Raw genomic sequence first — 23,659 nt, forward strand, 5'->3', positions numbered from 1 at the left:
GACTTCTGCGAGATCGGTCGCGGCGGCGACCAGCTCGGCCTGCACCCAGAACGCGCGGCGCGTTCCCGTACCGAGACGCGAGCCGAGCAACTCGGGGAGGCTCGATCCGGTCACGATGCCGAGCTTCGCGGACTGGTACTGGATGAAGACCGCGATGGCGTTGGCGGCGACGAGCACCCACACGAGCAGGTACCCGTAGCGGGCGCCCGCGGTCAGGTTGGCAGCGACATTTCCCGGGTCGACGTAGGCGATCGCGGCGACGAACGCCGGGCCGAGCAGTGCGGCCCCCGCACGCCACCGCCCGCGGGCGGGCCGACTCTCCACAAGCGCCATCACGCCACCATACCCGTATTGTCGGACGCCCAAAAATAAAGTTTAGGCGTGCCGAACAATGCGGGGGTGAGCCTCGTCCTAGTCGACGTCGGCGACTACCTCGTGCCCTGACGCCCGCAGGGCCGCGACCGCGCGGCCGAACTCGTCGGAGCGGACCAGCACGTGGTCGGTGTCGAAGGTCGACATGCCGAACAGGGCGACACCGGCCGCCGCGAGCTCGCTGGAGATCGCGGCGATGATGCCGGTCAGGGTGAACGCCAGCGGCCCGCGGACAGTGAGCAGGCGCCAGCCCGCCTCGACCGCCGCGCCCTCGGGCACGAGCGCGGCCGGGCAGATGATCGACAGCTCGCCGGGAGTCCTGGTGACCGAGATCAGGACCGTCGGCTGGTGTTCGAGCAGCCCGGCCGGGACCGGCGCGTCCGCGGGCAGCCGTGCCACCACGTACTCCCCCGGCTGCGCGTCGATCGCGAGGCGATGCTTCATCCTTCGAACACCTTCGGGCTGGACGCGACCTCGGTGCCGTCGGGCAGCGTGGAGATGGTGAAGTCGGCGAACACGTTGCCCGCGACCTTCTGCAGCTCACGGAGGCATTCGATGGCCAGGCCGCGGATCTCGACATCGGCGTGTTCGGTGGCGCGCATGGCGACGAAGTGCCGCCAGGCGCGGTAGTTTCCGGTGACGACGATGCGCGTCTCGGTGCCGTTGGGCAGCACGGCACGCGCGGCTTGGCGGGCCTGCTTGCGGCGCAGCGTGGCGCTGGGGACGTCGCTGAACTTCTTCTCGAGGCCACCGAGCAGCGCGGTGTAGGCATCGACACTCGCCTGAGCAGCCGCGAGGAACGTCTCGTGCAGCTCCGGGTCGTTCGCGATGACGTCCGGCTCGACGAACGCGGCGTCCTTCTCCGGGACGTAGCGCTGCGACAGCTGCGAATAGGAGAAGTGGCGGTGGCGGATCAGCTCGTGGGTCAGCGAGCGCGAGATGCCGGTGATGTAGAAGCTCACCGAGCCGTGCTCGAGCACCGAAAGGTGCCCCACCTCGATGATGTGGTCGATGTAGCCGGCGTTGGTGGCCGTCTTGGGGTTGGGCTTCTTCCACGACTGGTAGCAGGCGCGGCCGGCAAACTCGGCCAGCGCCTCACCCCCGTCGGCGTCGGTGGTCCACGGCGCGCCTTCCGGCGGGAAGAACTCCGTCTTCGCGATCAGCTGCACCTTGGGCAACACCGTCTCGACCACTTTCGCACTCCATCCCCCGGGAAGGCCCCCGCCCGGGCTCGCACCACCGTCTCCAGAACACCGGCAGCGTAACCGGCCGCACCGACTGTTTCGTCCAGGACATCACCCGGCCCCGTCAAGACATCATTTCGACCGGCTGACGACACCATCGTTCCTTGACGGGTGACACCATTGACGCCATAGTGGTGTCATGGACTTGACACCGTATATCACCAGCCTGCGGGAGGACCTGGCCGCGACGGCCTCCGCCGGCGACGAAGGGACCAGGCGCGCGGCAGCCCTGCTGTCCGGCGCGCTCGAGCCGGCCGTGCGGCTGACCTTGATGAACGTGCTCGCCGATCTGGCGGCCGAGGTCACCGCGAGCCTGGCCGACCAGGTCGTCGAGGTCCGCCTCGACGGCCGGGAGGTGCGGGTGGTCGTCACCGGCTCCGGCACGGCCGAGCCCGCGCGCGAACCGCTGCGGGAAACCCCGAAGCCGCCACTGTCGTCTTCGCCGCTGATGGACAGCGGTGACATCAGCCGGATGACGCTGCGGCTGGTCGAGCAGATCAAGGGGCAGGCGGAGCAGGCCGCCGCCGCGCAGGGCGTGTCGTTGAACACGTTCGTCTCGCAGGCTGTGCAGGGCGCGCTCGGGAAGTCGTCCATGCACCACCGGGAAAGCAAGCCGGACCAGGGGAACCGGACCGACAGCCGGTTGCACGGCTGGGTCCAGGGTTGAGGGGCGGAACCATGAGCGAAGAAACAGAGAACACCGAAGCGGCCGGCAACGCTGACAACACTCCCGACGCCGACAACACTGCCGTCACCGAAGACTCGGCGGTGCGGACCGACACCTTCAGTGTCGACGGGCCGATCGAAATCGACATCAGCCTCACCCTCGGCAAGGTGGTGATCAACCTCGACAGCGCGAACGACGCGGGCGAGGCGACCGTGGAGCTGCGGCCGGACGCCTCGGCGAAGCCGGAGTGGGTCGGCAGCATGACGAACATGCTGAACTGGGTCAACGAGCGGTTCGGCAACGCGCTGGGCGGCGACTGGGACGGCGATCCCGCCGAGGCACTGCGCCAGACGAGGGTGGAAAAGCTCGGAAACCGCCTGGTCGTGCAGGCATCGAAGGCGATGCCACTGCGCAACGTCCCGCTCGCGGTGACCGTACGCGCCCCAGCCGGTTCCCACCTCTCGGTGCGCGCGGGGGCGGCCGACGTCACCGTCAGTGGGTCGGCCGGCCGCGCCGACATCGCCACCGGATCGGGCCAAGTCACCTTGGGCCAGGCCGACGGACCCGCGGTCATCCGCACCGGGACCGGCGGGGTCAAACTCGGACCGACACTCGCCGGCCTGCAGCTGCGGACCGCCAGCGGCGATGTGGAGGCGACCTCACTGTCCGGCTCGGCCACCTTGGCCACCGGCACCAGCGATGTCTGGCTGGGCGCGGTGGCCGGCGACGTCATGGCACGAAGCGGCAGCGGCAACCTTTCGGTGGCCGAAGCCTCGTCCGGTTCGCTCGAGTTGATCACCGGCTCCGGAGAGGTCCGCATCGGCGTCAGCCCAGGGGTCGCGGCCGAGGTCGAGCTGTCCTCGGGGGCCGGCAAGGTCTCGAGCGAGCTCGACGTCGCCGACTCCGCACCTGAGGGTGGGGTCGCGCTGAAGGTGCGTGCCCGCACCGGCTCCGGCAACGCCGTAGTAACCCGCGCCGCCAAGTAGCCGTGTGGGGGACTCGGCCACGTGAACGTGGGACTCGCGAGGGCTCTCAGCTGGTCTTGAGGGCTCGGCGGAGGACGGGGGCGAGGGCTCCGCGGGCACCGACGACGACGTCGTCGAGGCCGAGCCAACCAGCCATGAGCCGGAGTTCCCCGCCGAGTTCGGCGGCGACTCGGCCGGGCTCGACGTCGGGCTCCGCGAAGGCGCCTTGGACGCGGAGAACTCCCGCGGCCCTGTCCGCTTTGAGGTCGACGCGCCCGACGAGCTCGCCGTCGAGGAGGAACGGAAACACGTAGTACCCGTACACCCGCTTCGGCTCCGGCACGTAGATCTCGATGCGGTAGTGGAAGTCGAAGATCCGTTCGGTGCGCGCACGCTCCCAGATCAACGGGTCGAACGGACACAGCAGCGCGCGGCCGGCGATGGCTCGCGGGGTGCGGGCGGCAGCATGGCGGTATGCCTGGGGACGCCAGCCCTCCACCGCCACCGGCTCCAGCACCCGATCCTCGACCAGCTCCGCGACGGCCTGCCTGGCGACGGCGGGACCGAGGCGGTAGTAGTCCCGGAGGTCGGTCTCGGTCGCTACGCCCAGCGCGATCGCGGACCGCGAAATCAGCTCACGAGCGCCTTCGTCGGGCGTGACGCGCCTGGCCAGCAGCGCCGGCGGCACCACGCGCTCGGTGAGGTCGTACAACCGCTCGAACGAACGGCGGGTGCCGGTGGTGAGCCGGCCCATCCCGAACAGCCATTCGCAGACCTTCTTGACCTCGGACCGCTCCCACCACGCGCCTGGCCCGCGGCCGACCGCCCCGGCGACCTCGCGCTCGATACCGCCGGCGCCGATCGGACCCAGTTCCTTCACCACCGCCAGGATGTCCTCGACCAACGCGGGCGTCCGGTCGACGATCTGGGCGTAGTTGGTCCACCAGCCTTGCCGCTTCGCCCCGGACTGCAGCAGCGGCCAATCCTCGACCGGCAGCAGACTCGCCTCGTGCGCCCAGTATTCGACCAGCATCCGAGGCTTGCGCGCCGTGTGTGACCAGGCCGCGTCGTCGACCAGCGCGGGTTCGTAGGCGCCGAGCCGGGAGAACAGCGGCATGTAATGCGCCCGCACCGCGACGTTCACCGAGTCGAGCTGGATCAGCTGGACCTGGGACAGCGCCTTCCGCAGGTGGCGCCGCGTCGGCGTGGAAACCGGCCGGGACTCACCGAAACCTTGAGCGGCCAACGCTGTTCTGCGCGCGGCCGCAGCACTCATCTTCTCCATGATCGGCCCATCGTGGCACGCACCACCGACACTTTCCGCGCACGCACCCTCGCGGCGACCACCACGCGGCGCGAAAGTAGATTGCCCGGATGAGCATCGCAGCGGTCCGGCCCGCCACCGCCGACGACGCCGGCGAGATTGCCCGGATCCAGCGCGAGACCTGGCGCGCCGCCTACGCCGGACTGATCGGCGAGCACGCGCTGGCCGAACTCGACGCCCTCGATGCCGAGCGTGAATGGGCACTCGCCATCGAGCACCCGGCGACCGAGGTCCTCATCGCGACGGAAGGCGAGTTCACCGTCGGATTCTGCGTCGCCGGCGCCGCTCCGGAAGGCGAAGTCGCCGACGCGAACGGCGAGCTACCCGAGGACGCCGCGCAGACCGGGCTGATCGCGTCAGTGCTGGTGGAGCCTCGGTGGGGCCGTCGCGGCCACGCCGGGCGGCTGCTCGGCACCGCCGCCGCGCACTTGCGTGACGCGGGCTGCGCGCGCGGCATCACCTGGGTGGCCCAGTCGGACCACGCGTCACTCGCCTTCTTCCGGCGGGCGGGGTGGAAGCCCGACGGCACGGTTCGGACCCTCGACACCGGCGAGACGACGGTGCGGGAGGTCCGCTTGACCGGCGCCCTCGACTTCGCGCTGGTCGAGTAACCCAGCCCCGGGCTCACTTGGGCCGGGCTCACTTCGGCGGGGCTCAATTTGACGAGGCTCAACTCGCCGGGGAAAGACCACCCACCGCAGCGCGCAGTACATGAACACGCCCTCCCCCACACCCGCGGCCAGCCGCGACAGGTGGTACTCGACCCCGAGCGCGACCAGACCGCCGCCGATGCCGAGCAGCAGGACGAAGTAGTTCACCGCGATCACGACGGCGTAGCGCAGGGCCTGGGCGCCGACCGGTGCGTGCGAGCGGAAGTTCAGCGCCCGGTTGAGGACGAAACCGAGCCCGAAGGCGCCCAGGTAGCCCAGCGTGATGGACAGCCACAGCGGCAACCTCAACGAGCCGTGGAACACCGTGAGCAACCCGAGGTCCACCCCGAACGTCAACCCGTTGATGAGGGCGAACCCGATCAGGCTCGGTGCCACGAGCGACGCGAGCCCGAACGGCAGACGGCGCACCACGGCCGCACAGAAGGTCCCGAACCCGGCCGCGAGAGCTGGTCTGCGGATGTCGTCGTGCTCGTCGGCCACCCCGCCAGACTCCCAGTGCAAAGTGACGGCAAGCCGACGAAAAGATGATGGTTAGGGGGTTACCACTTGCGGAAAGAGTGGGGCTAACACCCGTGTCTCTCCGAAATTGACTGATAACTTGGAAAAGGGATAAGCGAGAACCAGCGAGGACCTAGGTGAAGGAGGCGTGAAATGGGCTGGCTCTGCGTCGCCCTCGGCGTCGCCTTCGGTTCGGCGATCATCCCACTGATCAGCGTGGAAGTGTTCATCGTCGGTCTGGTGGCGAGCCGTCCGGAAACCCACTGGCTGCTGCTCGGCGCGGTGGTGGCGATCGGCCAGATCGCCGGGAAGCTCCTGTACTACCTGGCGGCGCGCGGCTCGATCAAACTGCCCGCGTTCCTGCACGACCGGCTGCACCGCGTCCGCCCGCCGTCCGCCCGGCGCGAGCGCTGGCACCTGCGGACGAAATCCTTACGCGCCAAGATCGACGGCCTCCGCGAGCGCTGCCACCGCCACCCGCACTGGATGACCGGCACCTACGGGGTGAGCTCGTTGATCGGCCTGCCGCCGTTCATGGCGACGAGCGTGCTGGCCGGGTTGGCGCAGATGCGGATCTCGACGTTCCTCGGCGCCGGACTGGTGGGCCGGTGGATCCGGTTCAGCGTGCTCGCCGCGTCACCGGCGCTGTTCGCCGGCTGGCTGCACTTCTAGCCCCTCCGGTTTCCAGGCGGGCCCTTTTGTACTTTTGTGCCCTCGGTGAAAAATCAAGGAGGGCACAAAGGTACAAAAGTGGTTCTTCGGTGGTATGTGTGGGTGCTGGTTGCTGTGGACTGGCTGCTTTTTACCGCAGCAAGGGCCGGGTCGTATCCGGTGTACGGCGAATGCCGGTGTCCGGAGCTGGGTGTGGGACACGCCGGTCTGACTGTGGGACTCACCCTCGCTGAACGTGGGACTCGCACAGCGCGTCGGCGAGTCCCACACTCCGGCCCGGCGAGTCCCACGTTCAAACCGACGAGTCCCACATTCACTGACAGCCGACCACACCCGCTGACCTCAAGAACCTCACCAGCCACCGAGGCGTCGCGGACCCACACATACGACACAAGTACAAAAGTGCCCTTGTCAGGGGGCGTTGGCTTCGAGCTCGACGGCTTTGCGCATGGTTTCGCGAGCGCGTTTGCGGTCGCCGGCGATGTCGTAGGCATAGGCCAGCCGGTACCAGGTGCGCCAGTCTTCCGGTTCCGCTTCGAGTTCGGCGTGGCGTTGGTCGAACCAGGTGTCAGCGGCTTTGCGGTCGACGCGGCCGGACGGCATCCTCGGCAGGTCCGAGGTGTCCGGCAGGCCGCCTTCGTCGTCCAGACGACGTGACAGCCGCTGGATTTTCGTACCCGAACGCCAGGTGGCGACCACGATCCAGATCCCGAGCAGCGGAAGCAGGAGCACACCGATCCCGAGCAGCACCGGCAGCGCTTCGCCGGTGGCGATGAGCAGGATCGCGCGATCGGCGAGGATGACGAGGTACACCAGCAGTGCCGCCGTCATCACCAGTGCGACGTTGCGTGCCCTCACAGCGTCAGCACGTTCTCCAGGCCGACCGTGAGCCCGGGCCTGGTCGGCATTTCCCGTACACCGAGCAGCACGCCCGGCATGAACGAGGAACGGTCGAGGGAATCGTGGCGAATGGTGAGCGTTTCGCCCTCGCCGCCGAACAGGATCTCTTCGTGCGCCACAAGTCCGGGCAACCGCACCGAATGCACGTGCACGCCGTCGACGTCGGCACCGCGAGCGCCTTCGAGACCCGTCGACGTCGCGTCGGAACCCGGCTTCAAACCGGCTTCCCGGCGCGCTTCGGCGATGAGCCTCGCTGTGTGCGCCGCCGTGCCGGACGGGGCGTCGGCTTTACGGTTGTGGTGCAGCTCGATCACTTCGACGGACTCGTAGAACCGCGCCGCCTGCTGCGCGAACCGCATCGCCAGAACCGCGCCCAGCGCGAAGTTCGGCGCGATCAACACGCCGAGCGACGGCTTGGCCGCGAGCCACTCGGTAAGTATGGCCAGCCGCTCGGCGGTGAACCCGGTGGTCCCGACGACGGCGTGGATGTCGTGCTCCACGACAAAGCGCAGGTTGTCCATCACCACGCCGGGATGGGTGAAGTCGACGACGACCTCGGCGCGCGCGTCGACCAGGTCGGACAGCGAGTCCCCCTCGTCGACCGTCGCGACGACCTCCATCCCGGAGGCCTCCCCGACGGCCTTGACGACCTCAGTGCCCACGCGGCCGCGCGCGCCCAGAACGCCGACGCGGATCGGATTGTCCTCGCCGCGTTTCGCGGACTCCGTCATGACGTGATCACCTCGTGCAGATCGTCGGGCAGGTCGTCCACGTGAGCGTACGGTCCGACCACGGCCGCCGCGGTGACCCCACCAGGGCGGCCCAGCAAAGTGCGAGCAAGCGCACGTACCTCTTCGGTCGTGACGGTGTCGATCCGCGCGACCGTGTCGTCGACGCCGAGGTAGCGGCCGTAGTTGAGCTCGTTCTTGCCGATCCTCGACATCCGGGACGACGTGTCCTCGAGGCCGAGCACCAGGCCGCCGCGCAGCTGGCCCTTCGCGCGGGCGACCTCGGCGTCGGTGAGCCCGTCGGCCGCGACCTGGTCGAGGACCTCGCGGACCACGCCGGCGACCTCACCCAGCTTGTCCGGCTGGCAACCCACGTACACCGCGAAGTGACCGGTGTCGGCGTAGCTCGCCGTGGACGAATACACCTGGTACGCCAGCCCGCGGCGCTCCCGGATCTCCTGGAACAGCCGCGAACTCATCCCGCCGCCGAGCCCGGCGTTGAGCACCGATAGCGCGAACCGCCGCTCGTCGTGGCGGGACAACGCGCGCATGCCGAGCATCATGTGCACCTGCTCGGTGTCGTCGGTGTGCAGCGCGAGCTTGGGCTTCGCGGTGATCCGCGCCCGCCCGGTACGCGCCGGCACCGGCGTGCCAGTGCCGGTCAGACGGGCACGCAAAGCCTTGCGCACCAAGCGAAGCACCTGGGCGTGGTCGACGTTGCCAGCGACCGCGAGGACCATCCGGGGCATCGTGTAGCGACGCCGGTAAAACCCGCGCAGCGCCGACGCGGACATGTTGATGATCGATTTTTCGGTGCCCAGCACCGGAAGTCCGAGCGCGTGTTCGCCAAGAACCGTGCTGACGAAGGTTTCGTGCAGCAGGTCCTCGGGATCGTCGTCGCGCATGGCGATCTCTTCGAGCACCACAGACCGCTCGACGTCCACATCGGAGTCGGTGCACAGCGCCTCGAAGACGACGTCGGTCACCAGGTCCATCGCGAGCGGGAGGTCCTCGTCGAGCACCTGCGCGTAGTAACAGGTGTGCTCTTTCGAGGTGAAGGCGTTGAACTCACCGCCGACCGCGTCGATCTCCTCGGCGATCTGGGTGGCGTCGCGATGCGTGGTTCCCTTGAACAGCACGTGTTCCAGGTAGTGCGCGGCCCCGGCGACGTTCTCAGGCTCGTCCCGCGAACCGATGCCGACCCAGAGCCCGACCGTGGCCGACCTCGACGCCGGGACGTGCTCGGTGATCACCCGGAGGCCGCCCGGCAGCACGGTCCGCTTGACCAGCGCGCCGTCCGAAGTGGACTCCAGTGTCCGGGTGCTGCCGACGGGCTGGGAGTGCCCGGGAATCTGTACCGCCATGGAACCCTTACTCACTCGCTAGATAATGAATGGGGCTTTCCGTGCGCGGTACGCAAGGAAAGCCCCATCCGTGACACTTGAACCAGGATCAGCTGGTGGCGTCGACCTTCTCGGCCTCGGCAGGCTTGTCGGCCGCCGCGGCGTCTTCCTCGTTGACCACGATCAGGCTGATCTTGCCGCGGTTGTCGATGTCGGCGATCTCGACGCGGAGCTTGTCGCCGACGTTGACCACGTCCTCGACCTTGGCGATGCGCTTGCCGTTACCCAGCTTGGAGATGTGCACCAGGCCGTCGCGGCCCGGCAGCAGCGAGACGAACGCGCCGAAGGCGGCCGTCTTCACCACGGTGCCGAGGAACCGCTCGCCGACCTTGGGCAGCTGCGGGTTGGCGATGGCGTTGATCATGTCGATCGCCGCCTCCGCCGACGGGCCGTCGGCCGCGCCCACGTAGATCGTGCCGTCGTCCTCGATGGAGATGTCGGCGCCGGTCTGCTCGGTGATCGAGTTGATCATCTTGCCCTTCGGGCCGATGACCTCGCCGATCTTGTCCACGGGGACCTTGACGCTGGTGACGCGCGGCGAGAACGGGCTCATCTCGTCCGGCTCGTCGATGGCCTCGGACATGACGTCGAGGATCGTGAGGCGGGCGTTCTTGGCCTGCTGCAGCGCGGCGGCCAGTACGTCGGACGGGATGCCGTCGAGCTTCGTGTCGAGCTGAAGCGCGGTGACGAAGTCCTTGGTACCGGCGACCTTGAAGTCCATGTCACCGAACGCGTCCTCGGCACCGAGGATGTCGGTCAGCGCGACGTAGCGCGTTTCGCCGTCGACCTCGTCGGAAACCAGGCCCATGGCGATACCGGCGACCGGCGCCTTCAGCGGCACACCGGCGTTCAGCAGCGACATGGTCGAGGCGCAGACCGAACCCATCGAGGTGGACCCGTTGGAGCTCAGCGCCTCGGAGACCTGGCGGATGGCGTACGGGAACTCGTCCCGCTTCGGCAGCACCGGCACGAGCGCACGCTCGGCCAGGGCACCGTGGCCGATTTCCCGGCGCTTCGGCGAACCGACGCGGCCGGTCTCCCCGGTGGAGAACGGCGGGAAGTTGTAGTGATGCATGTAGCGCTTCTTGGTTTCCGGCGAAAGCGCGTCGATCTGCTGCTCCATGCGGAGCATGTTCAGCGTGGTGACACCCAGGATCTGGGTCTCGCCGCGCTCGAACAGTGCCGAACCGTGGGCGCGGGGGATCACCGCGACCTCGGCGGAGAGCTGCCGGATGTCGGTGAGGCCGCGGCCGTCGATCCGGAAGTTGTCGCGCAGGATGCGGCCGCGGATGAGCTTCTTGGTCAGTGCCTTGAACGCGGCACCGATCTCCTTCTCACGTCCGGCGAAGGCTTCGCCCTCGCCGAGGCCGATCTTGGCCAGCAGGTTCGCCTTGACCTCGTCGGTCGCGGTGTCGCGCTCCTTCTTGCCCGCGATGGACAGCGCGGCCGACAGCTCGTCGGTCGCGGCGGCCGAAACGGCCTCGAAGGCGTCGGCCTGGTAGGCCGGGAAGACCTGGAAGTCGCCGGTGGGCTTGGCGGCCACCGCGGCGAGCTCCTGCTGCGCGACGCACAGCGCGCGGATGAACGGCTTGGCGGCGATGAGGCCCTCGCCGACGATGGTCTCGGTCGGCGCGGTGCCGCCCGAAGCGATCAGGTCGAGGGTGTTCTCGGTGCCTTCGGCCTCGACCATCATGATGGCGACGTCATCGCCCACGATGCGGCCGGCGACGACCATGTTGAACGTCGCGGTCTCGAGCTGCGACCAGGTCGGGAACGCCACCCACTGGCCCTCGATCAGCGCGACGCGGACGCCGCCGATCGGGCCGGAGAAGGGCAGACCGGCGATCTGGGTCGACGCCGAGGCGGCGTTGATGGCCAGCACGTCGTACGGGTCGTCCGGGTTCAGGCTCTGAACCGTGATGACGACCTGGATCTCGTTGCGGAGACCGTCGGTGAACGACGGGCGCAGCGGCCGGTCGATCAGGCGGCAGGTCAGGATCGCGTCGGTCGAGGGACGACCTTCGCGGCGGAAGAACGCGCCCGGGATGCGGCCGGCGGCGTACATACGCTCTTCGACGTCCACGGTCAGCGGGAAGAAGTCGAAATGCTCTTTCGGGTGCTTCGACGCGGTGGTGGCCGAGAGCAACATCGTCTCTTCGTCCAGGTACGCGACGACCGCGCCGGCGGCCTGCTTGGCCAGCCTGCCGGTCTCGAAGCGGACAGTGCGAGTGCCGAACCGGCCGTTGTCGATAACGGCTTCGGTCTCGTGCACGGTGACTCCGGTGGAGTCGGTCATATGGTGTATCTCCTCTTTGGTTCCCGGGCTCGCGCCGGGCACTGCGTAGTGCCCGTTGGCTCCCCACCCATGTGGGGCACGCCTGAGAACTCAAGGCCGGTCTTCGATCGAAGCCCCCGGGGCATCCCCGGAAGCCACTACCGAGGACCGGCGGACGTGTCCTCGTGCGCGGTGAGCGCTCACCCTGTGGTGTTTTCCTCCAGACGCCGAATTTTCAGCGCCTGTGCCGAGGGGGAGCGACCCAGCGGGTCACTCCCCCTCGTTTCGGGCTAGCGGCGGAGGCCGAGTCGCGCAATCAGCGACCGGTACCGCTCGATGTCCACCTTCATCACGTAGTTGAGCAGCCGGCGGCGACGGCCGACCAGCAGCAGCAGCCCGCGACGCGAGTGGTGGTCGTGCTTGTGCGTACGCAGGTGTTCGGTGAGGTCGGCGATGCGCTTGCTGAGCAGCGCGATCTGAGCCTCGGGGGATCCCGTGTCCGAGTCGTGCACGCCGTACTCGGTGAGGATCGTCTTCTTCTCTTCGGTGGACAGTGCCACTGGTAGTGCTCCTAGATATCAAGTGCCGTGCGGCCCGAACACGTGCTTCGCGACGGGAAGTCGGTCACGGCCGCCACGGACTGCAGCCGGACCCGATTGTCAAGGCTAGCAGCAGGCTGATCAGCCCCTTCGGGCGAGGAGTACCTAGCCTGCCCGGTCAGCGGAGAGACCAGCTCTCGATCACTCGATAGGGCGACTCCGCCGACTTGCCATCGCCCGGGTCGCTCGACATCAACACCACTTCGCCGACTGTCCAGAACCCGGTGCCGAACCCGGATAGCGCCTGTTCCCAGCGCTGAGCCCACGCAGGTTGTTCGCGAGGAAACCGGGCGAGCGTCAGATGCGGCCGGTACTCACGGTCTTCGAGACCCGAGCCCGCCGCCTCCGCCAGCTCGGCGAGGCCTAGTCCTTCGACGGCCAACCACAGGACGCCGGGAAATGTTCCCGGTCCGTTCAGCCGGACCCGCGGCGCTGGACGTCCCGCCAGCCGCTCGGCGAGCCAAGCGGCACGGGCGACCGGCTCCCCCGAACCGTAGAAACCCAGGGTGACATGCCATTGACCCGCCGCTGACCAGCGCAGACACGGGTCAGCGGCGCCGTGGCCGGCCAGCTCCGCTTCCAGCGCTTCAACGACGTCGACCGGCGGCACGAAGGCGGTGAAGAGCGACACGGACTGCCGGCTCAGTTACCGTTGCCGGCCCGGCGGAGCAGGTCGGCCAACGCCGGGAAGTCCTCGTCCAGACGCTTCGCGGCCTCGCCGAGATCCTCGTCCTCGGCGATCTCCCGCAGCGCGGACAGCACGGCCTCGTCGTCAGCGATCGCGCCGACCGGAAAGTTGTCCCGGCCGACCGTCGGCCGGGAGTCGCGCACGTCCTCCAGCGCGGCCAGCATCGCGTCGGCACGCCCGGCGGCGACCGCGGGGATCATGATCTTGCGTTCCAGCATGATCATCCTGGCCAGCACGACCGGGTTCCCGATCTTCGCGCGGCGACCGCTCATGACCTGACTCAACATGGGTGCGCTGATGCCCAGCACCTCGGCCAGGAACGCCTGCGAGATGTTGAACGCGACGACCAGCCGCCGCACCCGGTCGCCGAGCGGCTCCCCGTACCACTCCTTCTGCAGCGAGATGTTGCGTTGGACGATCTTGTGGTCCTCCACCGTGGTCTGCTCCCCTAACCAACCCTCGTCGTATCCGGTCCATAAGCATCTTGCCAGGTGGGATGGAACTTCGGTCCGGTTCGCCCCCGCACCTGAGTCAGTCTTCGCCGAGCACCCGCCTGGTGGCCACCACATCATCGTCGATCTGCTCGACGAGCGCGGCCGAAGTGGAGAACCGCACCTGGTCGCGCAGCTTGACGACGAAGTCGACCGCCACGTGCTGGCCGTAGAAGTCCTCGTCGACGTCGAGGACGAACGCCTCCACCGTGCGTTCACGCCCGGAGAACGTCGGGTTGGTGCCGACCGACACCGCGGCGCGCAGGCGCTTGCCCGGATCGGACGAACGGGTGAACCAGCAGCTGTACACCCCGTCCGCGGGCACGGCGGCGTACCGCGGGGTGGACAGGTTCGCCGTCGGGTAGCCGAGGTCGTGCCCCCGGCCGGCCCCGCGGACGACGATGCCCTCCAGCCGATGCGGCCGGCCGAGCGCGTCCGCCGCTGCGGCCATGTCCCCGGCGTCGATGCAGGAGCGGACGTACGTCGAGGAGAACGTGATGTCGCTGTCGGTCTGTCCGGTGTCGGTCTGGTCGGCGTCGGTCTGGTCGGGCAGCTCGCCGGACAGGGACCGGCCCTGCAGCTCGGCGCCCTGGGCGGCGAACCCGAACCGTCGGCCCAGCGTGCGCAGCAGCTCGATGTCGCCGGCGCCCATGTGGCCGAAGGTGAAGTTCTGGCCGACGATCACCACGGCCGCGTGCAGCTTGTCCACGAGCACCTCGTGCACGAAGTCGCCTGCCGGGAGCCGGGACAGCTCAAGGGTGAACGGCAGCACCGCGAAGACGTCGACACCGAGTCCCTCGACCAGCTCGGCCTTGCGGCGCAACGTGGTGAGCTGGGCGGGGTGGCTGCCGGGCCGGATGACCTCCGACGGATGCGGATCGAAGGTCAGCACCACGCTCGGCACCCCGCGCTCGGCGGCGGCCGCGACCGTGCGGCGGATCAGCGCCTGGTGTCCTCGGTGGACACCGTCGAACACGCCGATCGTGACCGCGCAGCGGCCCCAGCCACCGGGGAGGTCCCCCAACCCACGCCAACGTTGCACGGTGCCCGGCTCCCAACTCTTTCGAACGTCCCGACCGGCCCAACCCTATGCGGGCAAGAGCACGACCACCGACCGGGTCGTACCGGCTTCGTCGGCCGCGAGCGCGAGCACCCGGCCGTCCGGACCGAACACGCCGTAGGTGCCGTCTATGCCGGCCGCGGCCACCTTCTGTCCGAATTGGACGGCGCGCGCGGTGGCCTGGTCGACGTCGCGGCGGGGGAAGGCCGCGGCGACGGCCGAGTCGAGGTCGAACGACAGCTCCGGGCTCTCTTCGAGCTTCTCGAGGGTGCGTGCCTTGGCGAGGGTGAACGGGCCGACCGTCGTGCGTCGCAGGGCGCTCAGGTGGCCTCCGATGCCGAGGCCGGCGCCGAGGTCCCTGGCGAGCGCGCGGACGTAGGTTCCGGACGAGCACTCGACAACGACGTCCAGCTCGATGCCGTGTTCTTCGCGGCGGGTACCGAGCAGGTCGAAGCGGTACACCGTGACCGGGCGCGACGGGATGACGACGTCTTCCCCGGCCCGCACCCGGGCGTAGGCGCGCTTGCCGTCGATCTTGACCGCGCTGACCGCACTGGGGACCTGCTGGATGTCGCCGCTGAGTACGGCGATCCCGGCGGCGATCGCCTCGTCGGTGACCGCGGCGAGCTGCGCCGCGTCGGCCCGGTCACCGAACTCGCCCTCGGCGTCGTCGGTGGTCGTCGAGGCGCCGAGGGTGATGGTGGCCAGGTACGTCTTGCGGTCCAGCGCGAGGTGCCCGAGGAGCTTGGTCGCCCGCTCGATGCCGAGCACCAGTACCCCGGTGGCCATCGGATCGAGCGTGCCGGCGTGGCCGACCTTGCGGGTGCCCATGATGCGGCGGGCCCTCGCGACGACGTCGTGGGAGGTCATGCCGGCCGGTTTGTCGACGACGACGAGACCGGGCGGAGGAGCGGGTTTGCGGGGCTGTTTCGGGCGAGACACGGCGGGAACCCTATCCGGGGCGTCAGCCGGCCAGTACGGGCACTCCGGCATTCTCATCCCAGCGGCGACGGCGTATCCGCACCGGGATGTCCTCGCCCCTGGCTTCGGCGGCGAACAGGTGGGCGCGAGTCCGGCGCCACCAGACGAGCATGCGGCACGTGCCCAGCGCGAGCAGCGCGACGACGGTCAGCAACGCGATCCGGAAGTTGCCGCCGGTCCACTGCAGCAGTACGCCGATAACCAGCGCGGCGATCGTGGTGGCGACGAACCCGCCGACGTTGACCACCCCGGTCGCGGTGCCGACACGTTCGAGCGGGTTGTAGTCGCGGGCGAGGGCGAACCCGATCATCGACGCGGGCCCGCCGAGGGTGAGGAAGGCGAAACTCGGGACCAGGACGGCGACCGGGACCGGGCCGGCCCAGGCGAGCAGCACGGCCCAGACCGCGATCGCGCCGGCGATGTACCCGCCGACGAGCGGCATCCGCGCGCCCGGACGCCGGGAGATCAACGCGCCGGTGAGCGGGCCGCCGATCATCGAGCCGAACACGAACACGGTCAGCAGCGCACTCGCCGTCCGAGGGGAAAGTCCTTGACTCTGAACGAGAAACGGCACGCCCCAAAGCATCGCGAGCACGTTGGGGGCGAACATCGTGGTGAAATGGACCCAGAAACCCAGCCTGGTACCCGGAACGCGCCACACCGACGCGATCTGGCGGCCGAGATGCCGGGCACGAACCGCCTCGCGCGGGACGACCGGCACCGGCGTCGGTGTGTCCCTGACCTTCACCGCGACGATGACGGCGTACAGCGCGGTGGCGATGCCGACGACCAGGAAGGTCGGTGTCCAGCCGGGACCGGCGAGCAGCAGTGCGAGTGGCACGGTCGCGGCCAGGTTCCCGAGGTAGCCGATGGCGGTGGTGAACGAGGTGACCACGGCGTACTGGCGGCCGGGGAAGTGCGCGGCAATCAGGCGCAGCACGCTGACGAACGTCATCGCGTCGCCGAAGCCGAGTACCCCGCGGGCGAGCAGGCCGAGCGGATAGGAATGCGCCTCCGCCAGCAGGATCTGGCCGAGGCCGAGGAACAGCAGCGCGGCGGTCAGCACGCGGCGCGGGCCGTACCGGTCGACCATCACCCCGGTGGGGATCTGCATGGCCGCGTAGACCCCGACCTGCAGCACGGTGAACGTGCTCAGCGCCGCGGCCCCGACGCCGAACCGGTCGGCGGCCTGCAGCCCGGCGACCCCGAACGACGTGCGGTGGAACACCGCGAGGAGATAGACCCCCGCGGCGGTGAGCCAGACGAACCAAGACCGGCGGGTAGCGCGGCCGGTGACTGGCAGCACGGGGTTTCCTTCCCAAGGCAGGCGAAAAACGAGAGGGGGCAACGGAAGGCGCCCGCATTGCCGCCCGCAACTGTTGTATCGCCGATGCAACCTCGAAACATAGCCGTTACCGCAGTGGGATTCGCCACAAGCTCCGATGTGAAGGCCTAGTTGAGTGCGCCTTACGCCGTGAAGGGGGCCTTCACGACAGATCACAGCGTCACACCTGCCGAACCGGCCACTTCAACCCACCAACCACCGGACACCCCTCAGGGGCGCGTGGACTGGATCAGAGACCCGCATCCCGTGGGGCTGGTGGTGTCGGTGTGACTCGCGAACGGGCCCCAACGTCACAACAGCACCGACTGCCCACCGGCCCCACCGCTCAGGCGCGGACGGCCCCGATGACTGCCCACTTGCCCGAACGCCAGCGGGCGGCGACGGCGACCAGCCGGAACACCATGAACAGCGACAGCCCGGTCCAGATCCCGGCCAGGCCCCAGCCGTACCCGAGCGAAGCCCAGATCAGCGGCAGGAACCCGAGCCCGGCGCTGATCAGCGTCGCGTTGCGGAGGAAGGCCGCGTCGCCGGCGCCGAGCAGGACGCCGTCGAGCGCGAACACGATCCCGGCGATGGGCTGCAGGCCCACGAAGAACCACCACGCGTGCGGAATCTCACGCAGTACCGAAGGATCCGACGTGAACACGTGGGGCAGGACCTGCGACAACGCGGCGAACACGACCCCGAGCACACACCCCATGATCAGCCCGTACCGGATGATCTGCGTGGCCAGGCCCCTGGCCTGTCGGCTGGAGCCGGCACCGAGGGCGGCACCGACGAGCGACTGGGCGGCGATCGCGACCGAGTCGAGCACGAGCGACAGGAACGTCCACAGCTGCAGGACGACCTGGTGCGCGCCAACGGCGGCGGTGGACGTGCGCGCGGCGACAGCGGCGGCCGAGACGAAACAGGCCTGGAAGGCGAAGCTGCGCAAGACGAGGTCACGCCCGAGGCTGAGTTGCGCGCGGATCACGCGGGGATGCGGCCGCAGGGACACCCTCTCGCGGACGAGCGCGCGGAGGAACAGCGTCGCCGAGATGATCTGCGCGGTCACGTTCGCGATCGCGGACCCCTCCAGCCCCCACCCGGCGCCGTACACCAGCGCCGGGCACAGAACCGCCGAGATTCCGTTGCCTCCCAACACATAACGCAGTGGCCGCGCACCGTCCTGTACCCCGCGCATCCAGCCGTTCCCGGCCATCGTGACCAGGATCAGCGGCGCGCCGAACAACGCGATCCGGAGCCACGACACCGCGCCGTCCGCCACCGGCCCATCACCCGCGAGCAGTCGCGTGACCGGGACCGCGAGCAGCTGACCGGCGACGAGGAGGGCAAGCCCGACCCCGAGGGCCAGCCAGGTCGCTTGCACCCCTTCGGCGACCGCTTCGGGACGGCGTCCGGCGCCGTGCAGCCGAGCGGTGCGCGACGTCGTGCCGTACGACAGGAACGTGAGCTGGCTCGACACCTGCGCGAGCACCACCCCGCCGAGGGCGAGCCCGGCCAGTGGCAGAGCGCCGAGGTGGCCCACCACCGCGGTGTCGATCAGGACGTACAGCGGCTCCGCGGCGAGCACGCCGAGAGCGGGCACGGCCAGCCCGAAGATCCGCCGTGCCGGGACCCGTTCGGCATCGGGAGCATCGGGAGCGTCCGTTTCGTCCAACACGCTCGCAGCGTAACCGGGGGTACCGACAAATCAGCCGGGGAGCAGCGGGGCTGTGTCGAGGGCCTCACGAAGGCGGGTGAGCGCCTGCTCAGCGGTGCCGTGGAGGGTGCAGCCGGCGGCCAGGCGATGTCCGCCACCGCCGAGGGAACGCGCCGCCGTCGCGACGTCGACCTTCCCGGCCGAGCGCAGCGACACCTGCCAGACCTGCTCGTCGCCGTCCGGCTCGGACTCCTTGAGCACGACGGCGACCTCGGCATCCCGCGTCGACCTGACGACGTCGACGACGGCCTCGACCTCCTCCGCGCGCACGGTCGCGGCGACGGCGGCGGTCACCACCGCGTGCGCGAGGCCGAGCCCCTGGGCGGCGTCGGGCTCCAGACGCGCGCCGGCGAGCACGGTGGCCAGCATCGGCAGCCACGCGAACGGGTGATCGTCGACGACCTGGCGAACGACCTCGTCCGGGTTCACGCCGGCGTCGAGCAGCCGCGAAGCCATCCGGTGCGTCGACGGCGTCGCCCGGCGGAAACCGCTGGTGTCGGTGACGAGACCCGCGTACAGGCAGCGGGCCGTCGGCTCGTCGAGCTGTGCGCCGAGCGCGTCGATCAACTTCAGCACGAGTACCGCGGTGGCTTCGGCGGTGACGTCGACGACGTGGTGCGTGCCGTAGAACTCGTTGGACGTGTGGTGATCGACGACGAGTACTTCGCCGCCGAGTGCGGTGTTCGCCGCCACCCTGCCGCCGAGCGCCCCGAGTCTGCCGAGAGTGGGCGTGTCGAGCGCGACGAGCAGCGGTTCTGTGGCGGGCAGGTCCGCCGGGCGTACCAACAGGCCGTCGACGTCGAGGCCGCGCAGCGTTTCCGGCACGGTGTCCGGGTAAGCGAACGAAACCCGTACGGTGGCCCCGCGCTGCCGCAGCACCCGCGCGAGCGCCAGCGCACTACCCAGCGCGTCGGCGTCGGGGCGGACATGCCCGAGCAGCGTCACGTCGGTCGCTTGGGCCAGTATCGCGGCGGCACGCGTGATGTCCTGCTCCAAAGTCATGGTCACACCGCGTCACGCTACCCTCATCGCGATGCCTGACTACGCGATTCTCGTCTACCCGTCAGCCAACCGGGTCTACACCGACTCCTCGCCCGTGCTGCTGCGCGCCGAGCTGGCGGTGTTCGGCGTCGCGCTTTCCGCCGGGATCACCGACATCGGCGAGACCTCGATCGGCGGCGTCGGCTACGTGACGTTCTCGACGCCGGAGCCACTCGCCGAGCGGGACATCGCGCTGCTGTCGAACCTCTCGTCGTTGTACGCGCTGTTCGAGCGCGAACCGGAAACGCTGCGGCCGATCACGATCAGCCCGCTCGCCGGGTTCGACTCCGATCTGCTGACCATCCAGAAGTACCCGGGCAAGACGAACGAGCTGTTCACGAAACTGCTGTTCAACGTCACCCTGCTCTCGACCATCGACCCGGCGGCCATGCTCGGCGGGCAGCTGCACGTCCTGGACCCGCTGTGCGGGCGCGGCACCACACTGACGCAGGCGATGATGTACGGCTTCGACGCGACCGGGCTCGACGTCGACGGCAAGGACTTCGACGCGTTCGAGACGTTCATCAAGACCTGGCTACGCACCAAACGCGTCAAGCACCTCGCGGAGTCCGGCCAGGTCCGCCGCAACAAGGTGCGGCTGGGCCGGAAGCTCGACATCGAATTCGGGCTGACCAAGGAGCTGTACAAGGCCGGGGAAAAACGCCGCCTCACCTACTTCAACTGCGACACGCTGACCACCGACGACATGCTCAAGGCGAACTCCGTGGACGTGATCGTCACGGATGCGCCCTACGGCGTGCAGCACGGCAGCCACCGCGTCGGCGACGCGAGCCTCGCGCGCAGCCCGCGCGACCTGCTCGCCGCGGCCGTGCCGGTGTGGACCAGGGTGCTGCGGCCCGGCGGGGCGATGGGCATCTCCTGGAACACCAACGTCACCCGGCGCGAGGAACTGGTGGACATCCTCGACCGCGCCGGACTCGAAGTGCGCAACGACGAACCGCTCGCCGGTTTCGCCCACCGCGTGGACCAGGCGATCGTGCGAGACCTCGTCGTCGCCCGCAAACCCGGTTGAGCGGTACTTAGCGTCCGCAACGATCGCAACTCGCCGTCGAGTTGCGGTGACCACCACTGCCAACGAGGGCATTTTTGTACTTTTGTGGGTCTTCGGTCGTCTGTGTGGGTGCTGGTTGATGTGGACTGGCTGGGTTCTACCGCAGCACGGACTGGGGCGGGGAGTCCCTGGCAGGCGCGAAGGCCGGCCGAGTCGTGTCGGTGTACGGGCGAAAGCCGGTGTCCGGAGCTAGGTGTGGGACTCGCCGCTCTGACTGTGGAACTCGCCCTCGCTGAACGTGGGACTCGCACAGCACATCGGCGAGTCCCACACTCCGGCCCGGCGAGTCCCACGTTCAGGCCGATGAGTCCCACATTCACCACCAGCCGACCGGCAGCACCAGACTGGTCGACGGGTTCCGCGCCGAAGCGGCCCACTCGCTGCCCGAGGGATAGCTCGAGCCTCGCAAAAAAGCGGACAGGTGCGGGGACTACCCACACCTGTCCGCGGAACGCGTTCGACTGCGCGCGAAATGCGCTCAGTCTGCGTCTTCGTCTGTCTCTTCTTCGCGCGGCGGCTTGTACGGATCCGCTTCGCCGGCGTGCTGGGCACCGCTGGCGCGGCGGGCGACCTCGGCGTCGGCTTCGCGGGCCTTGGCGAGCAGGTCCTCGATCTTCTGCGCGTCTTCGGGGATCCTGTCCGCCTGGAACACGATGGACGGCGTGTAACGCACACCGGTGCCCGCGCCGACCTTGCTGCGCAAGACACCCCGGGCGGACTCGAGCGCCGACGCCGCGGCCGTGAAGTCCGGCTCGGCGTCGAGCTTCTCACCACGGACCGTGTAGAAGATCGTCGCGTCGTGGAGATCCGCGGTGATCCTCGTATCGGTGATCGTGACGAAGTTCAGCCGCGGGTCCTTGATGTCGTGCTCGATGGCCGAAGCCACGATCTGCGAAATCCGCTTGGCGAGCTTGCGCGCGCGTGCTGGGTCAGCCACCACGCACCTCTCTCTCTGGTTGAAGCGATGAATCTTGAGAATGCTGGTCAGTCGTCCGGGCCCAGTAACCGGCGGTGCGCGGAGAGCAGTTCGAACTCCGGGCGGCTGGCGATGAACCGTTCGCACGAGTCGAGCACGTCACGGATGTGCTCGCCACCCGCGGCGACTACGGCGACTCCGATCAGGGCACGGCGGTGCAGATCCTGGTGACCGGCTTCGGCCACCGAAACGTCGAAGCGCTTGCGCACCTCGGCGAGCACCGGCTTGACCACTGATCGCTTCTGCTTCAGTGAATGGACGTCACCGAGCAGGATGTCGAGCTCGAGGGCTCCGACGAACATGGGCATCAAAGGTGGTGTCGGGGATAAGGAACGTCAAAAAACGAGACGGTCCCGGTTGGGGGGAGGTCACCCTCCCCCCAACCGGGACCCGAAACGATCAGGAGCGAGGCTTCTCGCGCTGCTCGTAGGTCTCGATCACATCGCCCAGCTTCAAGTCGCTGTAGCTGCCCAAGGTGAGACCACACTCGAAGCCCTCGCGGACCTCGGTGACGTCGTCCTTTTCACGCTTCAGCGAGTTGATCGGCAGGTTCTCCGCCACGACGTTGCCGTCGCGAAGCAGCCGTGCCCTGGCGTTGCGCTTGATCTCGCCCGAGATGACCATGCAACCGGCGATCGTGCCGACCTTCGACGACTTGAAGATCCCGCGGATCTCGGCCTTGCCCAGCTCGACCTCTTCGAAGATCGGCTTGAGCATGCCCTTGAGCGCGGCCTCGATCTCGTCGATGGCCTGGTAGATCACCGTGTAGTAGCGGACGTCGACGCCGTCGCGGTTGGCCCGCTCTGTCGCCTTGCCCTGCGCACGGACGTTGAAGCCGAGCACGATCGCGTTGGACGCGGTCGCCAGGTCGATGTCGGACTCCGTGACGCCACCGACACCGCGGTGGACCACGTTGAGTTCGACCTCTTCCTCGCCGACATCAAGCTGCATCAGCGAAGCCTCGAGCGCTTCGACCGTACCGGAGTTGTCACCCTTGATGATCAGGTTAAGGGTGCTGGTCTCCCGCAAGGCCTCGTCGAGGTCTTCGAGGCTGACCCGCTTGCGCCGCGACGCGTTGAGCGCGTTGCGGGTACGAGCGGACCGTCGCTCGGCGATCTGCCGCGCGACCCTGTCCTCGTCGACGACGAGGAAGGTGTCACCGGCGCCGGGCACCGAGGTGAACCCGATGACCTGCACCGGACGCGACGGGGTCGCTTCGGTGACGTTGACGTTGTGCTCGTCGACCATCTTCCGCACGCGGCCGTAGGCGTCGCCGGCGACGACCGAGTCGCCGACCCGCAGCGTTCCGCGCTGCACCAGCACCGTGGCGACCGGACCGCGACCGCGGTCCAGGTGCGCCTCGATCGCGACACCCTGGGCCTCCATGTCCGGGTTGGCCCGGAGGTCCAGTGCGGCGTCCGCGGTCAGCAGGATCGCCTCGAGGAGACCATCGATGTTGATGTTCTCCCGCGCCGAGATCTCGACGAACATCGTGTCGCCGCCGTACTCCTCGGCCACGAGGTTGTACTCGGTGAGCTGCTGCCGGATCTTGTCCGGGTTCGCGCCCTCCTTGTCGATCTTGTTGATCGCGACCACGATCGGGGCCTTGGCGGCCTGCGCGTGGTTGATCGCCTCGACCGTCTGCGGCATGACGCCGTCGTCAGCCGCGACAACGAGGACGACGATGTTGGTCACCTCGGCACCGCGTGCACGCATTGCAGTGAAGGCCTCGTGACCGGGAGTGTCAATGAAGGTCAGCAGCTGACCTTCCTTCTCGACCTGATACGCCCCAATGTGCTGGGTGATGCCGCCCGCTTCACCCGCAACGACATTCGCTGAGCGGATCTTGTCGAGCAACAAGGTCTTGCCGTGGTCGACGTGGCCCATGACCGTGATGATCGGCGGTCGGGGGCGAAGCAGCGCCGGGTCGACCTCCTCGTCGACCCCGGCGAAGTACCGGGCATGGAGCGCAGCTTCCTGCTCTT

At 68.8% G+C, this 23,659-nt stretch carries 24 protein-coding genes and 1 pseudogene; 5 read left to right on the plus strand and 20 right to left on the minus strand.

Going from position 1 to position 23,659, the window contains the following annotated elements:
* From JWQ81_RS44595 to thyX, 3 genes are all read right to left on the minus strand, one after another.
* The coding region (locus JWQ81_RS44595) for an Nramp family divalent metal transporter (RefSeq protein WP_297551706.1) at positions 1–333 on the minus strand (333 nt) is incomplete at its 3' end.
* A gap of 78 nt (positions 334–411) precedes the next feature.
* On the minus strand, positions 412–816 hold the full coding sequence (locus JWQ81_RS44600; RefSeq protein WP_297551707.1) for an ACT domain-containing protein: 405 nt from the start codon (positions 814–816) through the stop codon (positions 412–414).
* Positions 813–1,565 carry an FAD-dependent thymidylate synthase gene (gene thyX, locus JWQ81_RS44605; protein ID WP_297551708.1) on the minus strand — a complete coding sequence of 251 codons (753 nt, stop codon included), beginning with the start codon at positions 1,563–1,565 and terminating at the stop codon, positions 813–815. The genes JWQ81_RS44600 and thyX overlap by 4 nt, the downstream gene beginning before the upstream one ends.
* A gap of 190 nt (positions 1,566–1,755) precedes the next feature.
* On the opposite strand from thyX, the gene JWQ81_RS44610 reads away from it, so the two are divergent.
* Both JWQ81_RS44610 and JWQ81_RS44615 read left to right on the plus strand, forming a co-directional pair.
* Positions 1,756–2,283, plus strand: coding sequence for a toxin-antitoxin system HicB family antitoxin (locus JWQ81_RS44610; RefSeq protein WP_297551709.1), 528 nt, complete (start codon positions 1,756–1,758; stop codon positions 2,281–2,283).
* Positions 2,284–2,294: 11 nt separating this feature from the next.
* Complete coding sequence (locus JWQ81_RS44615) at positions 2,295–3,269, plus strand: DUF4097 family beta strand repeat-containing protein (protein WP_297551710.1); 975 nt, start codon at positions 2,295–2,297, stop codon at positions 3,267–3,269.
* 46 nt (positions 3,270–3,315) lie between these two features.
* Here JWQ81_RS44615 and JWQ81_RS44620 read toward each other — a convergent pair whose 3' ends face one another.
* Positions 3,316–4,533 carry a crosslink repair DNA glycosylase YcaQ family protein gene (locus JWQ81_RS44620; RefSeq protein WP_297551711.1) on the minus strand — a complete coding sequence of 406 codons (1,218 nt, stop codon included), beginning with the start codon at positions 4,531–4,533 and terminating at the stop codon, positions 3,316–3,318.
* A gap of 89 nt (positions 4,534–4,622) precedes the next feature.
* On the opposite strand from JWQ81_RS44620, the gene JWQ81_RS44625 reads away from it, so the two are divergent.
* The gene (locus JWQ81_RS44625; protein ID WP_297551712.1) at positions 4,623–5,183 is read left to right on the plus strand and encodes a GNAT family N-acetyltransferase; all 561 of its coding nucleotides are present in this window, start codon (positions 4,623–4,625) and stop codon (positions 5,181–5,183) included.
* A gap of 84 nt (positions 5,184–5,267) precedes the next feature.
* On the opposite strand, the pseudogene JWQ81_RS44630 reads toward JWQ81_RS44625, so the two are convergent.
* Positions 5,268–5,723, minus strand: a pseudogene (locus tag JWQ81_RS44630) (GtrA family protein); the annotation flags it as partial.
* A 171-nt stretch (positions 5,724–5,894) separates the two neighbouring features.
* Here JWQ81_RS44630 and JWQ81_RS44635 point away from each other — a divergent pair.
* A complete protein-coding gene (locus JWQ81_RS44635) occupies positions 5,895–6,413 on the plus strand; it encodes a hypothetical protein (RefSeq protein ID WP_297551713.1) in 519 nt (172 codons plus the stop codon).
* 411 nt (positions 6,414–6,824) lie between these two features.
* On the opposite strand, the gene JWQ81_RS44640 is transcribed toward JWQ81_RS44635, so the two are convergent.
* The 12 genes from JWQ81_RS44640 to JWQ81_RS44695 form a co-directional block, all read right to left on the minus strand.
* Complete coding sequence (locus tag JWQ81_RS44640) at positions 6,825–7,271, minus strand: tetratricopeptide repeat protein (RefSeq protein WP_297551714.1); 447 nt, start codon at positions 7,269–7,271, stop codon at positions 6,825–6,827.
* Positions 7,268–8,044 (minus strand): 4-hydroxy-tetrahydrodipicolinate reductase, encoded by a 777-nt coding sequence (gene dapB, locus JWQ81_RS44645; RefSeq protein ID WP_297551715.1) that lies wholly within the window; start codon positions 8,042–8,044, stop codon positions 7,268–7,270. Before dapB ends, JWQ81_RS44640 begins: the two co-directional genes overlap by 4 nt.
* Entirely contained in the window at positions 8,041–9,405 is a 1,365-nt protein-coding gene (locus tag JWQ81_RS44650) for a pitrilysin family protein (protein ID WP_297551726.1), read from the minus strand. The genes dapB and JWQ81_RS44650 overlap by 4 nt, the downstream gene beginning before the upstream one ends.
* An 88-nt stretch (positions 9,406–9,493) precedes the next feature.
* Entirely contained in the window at positions 9,494–11,740 is a 2,247-nt protein-coding gene (locus JWQ81_RS44655) for a polyribonucleotide nucleotidyltransferase (protein ID WP_297551716.1), read from the minus strand.
* Positions 11,741–12,009: 269 nt separating this feature from the next.
* Positions 12,010–12,279 (minus strand): 30S ribosomal protein S15, encoded by a 270-nt coding sequence (gene rpsO, locus JWQ81_RS44660; RefSeq protein WP_297551717.1) that lies wholly within the window; start codon positions 12,277–12,279, stop codon positions 12,010–12,012.
* A 157-nt stretch (positions 12,280–12,436) separates the two neighbouring features.
* Positions 12,437–12,949, minus strand: coding sequence for a 2'-5' RNA ligase family protein (locus JWQ81_RS44665; RefSeq protein WP_297551718.1), 513 nt, complete (start codon positions 12,947–12,949; stop codon positions 12,437–12,439).
* A gap of 11 nt (positions 12,950–12,960) precedes the next feature.
* The gene (locus tag JWQ81_RS44670; protein WP_297551719.1) at positions 12,961–13,440 is read right to left on the minus strand and encodes a helix-turn-helix transcriptional regulator; all 480 of its coding nucleotides are present in this window, start codon (positions 13,438–13,440) and stop codon (positions 12,961–12,963) included.
* A gap of 97 nt (positions 13,441–13,537) precedes the next feature.
* Complete coding sequence (locus JWQ81_RS44675; RefSeq protein ID WP_297551720.1) at positions 13,538–14,539, minus strand: bifunctional riboflavin kinase/FAD synthetase; 1,002 nt, start codon at positions 14,537–14,539, stop codon at positions 13,538–13,540.
* 45 nt (positions 14,540–14,584) lie between these two features.
* Positions 14,585–15,499 (minus strand): tRNA pseudouridine(55) synthase TruB, encoded by a 915-nt coding sequence (gene truB / locus JWQ81_RS44680; RefSeq protein WP_297551721.1) that lies wholly within the window; start codon positions 15,497–15,499, stop codon positions 14,585–14,587.
* 22 nt (positions 15,500–15,521) lie between these two features.
* Positions 15,522–16,841 (minus strand): nitrate/nitrite transporter, encoded by a 1,320-nt coding sequence (locus JWQ81_RS44685; protein WP_297551727.1) that lies wholly within the window; start codon positions 16,839–16,841, stop codon positions 15,522–15,524.
* 367 nt (positions 16,842–17,208) lie between these two features.
* Positions 17,209–18,543 (minus strand): MATE family efflux transporter, encoded by a 1,335-nt coding sequence (locus JWQ81_RS44690; protein WP_297551728.1) that lies wholly within the window; start codon positions 18,541–18,543, stop codon positions 17,209–17,211.
* Between the two features lie 33 nt (positions 18,544–18,576).
* Positions 18,577–19,593 carry a bifunctional oligoribonuclease/PAP phosphatase NrnA gene (locus tag JWQ81_RS44695; RefSeq protein ID WP_297551722.1) on the minus strand — a complete coding sequence of 339 codons (1,017 nt, stop codon included), beginning with the start codon at positions 19,591–19,593 and terminating at the stop codon, positions 18,577–18,579.
* 25 nt (positions 19,594–19,618) lie between these two features.
* Here JWQ81_RS44695 and JWQ81_RS44700 point away from each other — a divergent pair, with 25 nt between their 5' ends.
* The gene (locus JWQ81_RS44700; protein ID WP_297551723.1) at positions 19,619–20,659 is read left to right on the plus strand and encodes an SAM-dependent methyltransferase; all 1,041 of its coding nucleotides are present in this window, start codon (positions 19,619–19,621) and stop codon (positions 20,657–20,659) included.
* 517 nt (positions 20,660–21,176) lie between these two features.
* On the opposite strand, the gene rbfA is transcribed toward JWQ81_RS44700, so the two are convergent.
* The 3 genes from rbfA to infB form a co-directional block, all read right to left on the minus strand.
* Entirely contained in the window at positions 21,177–21,635 is a 459-nt protein-coding gene (gene rbfA / locus JWQ81_RS44705; protein ID WP_297551724.1) for a 30S ribosome-binding factor RbfA, read from the minus strand.
* A gap of 47 nt (positions 21,636–21,682) precedes the next feature.
* Positions 21,683–21,976 (minus strand): DUF503 domain-containing protein, encoded by a 294-nt coding sequence (locus JWQ81_RS44710; RefSeq protein ID WP_297551729.1) that lies wholly within the window; start codon positions 21,974–21,976, stop codon positions 21,683–21,685.
* A 97-nt stretch (positions 21,977–22,073) separates the two neighbouring features.
* On the minus strand, positions 22,074–23,659 hold a 1,586-nt coding region (gene infB / locus JWQ81_RS44715), incomplete at its 5' end, for a translation initiation factor IF-2 (protein WP_297551725.1).

This window comes from Amycolatopsis sp. (assembly GCF_025464955.1).
Taxonomy (GTDB): Bacteria; Actinomycetota; Actinomycetes; order Mycobacteriales; family Pseudonocardiaceae; genus Amycolatopsis.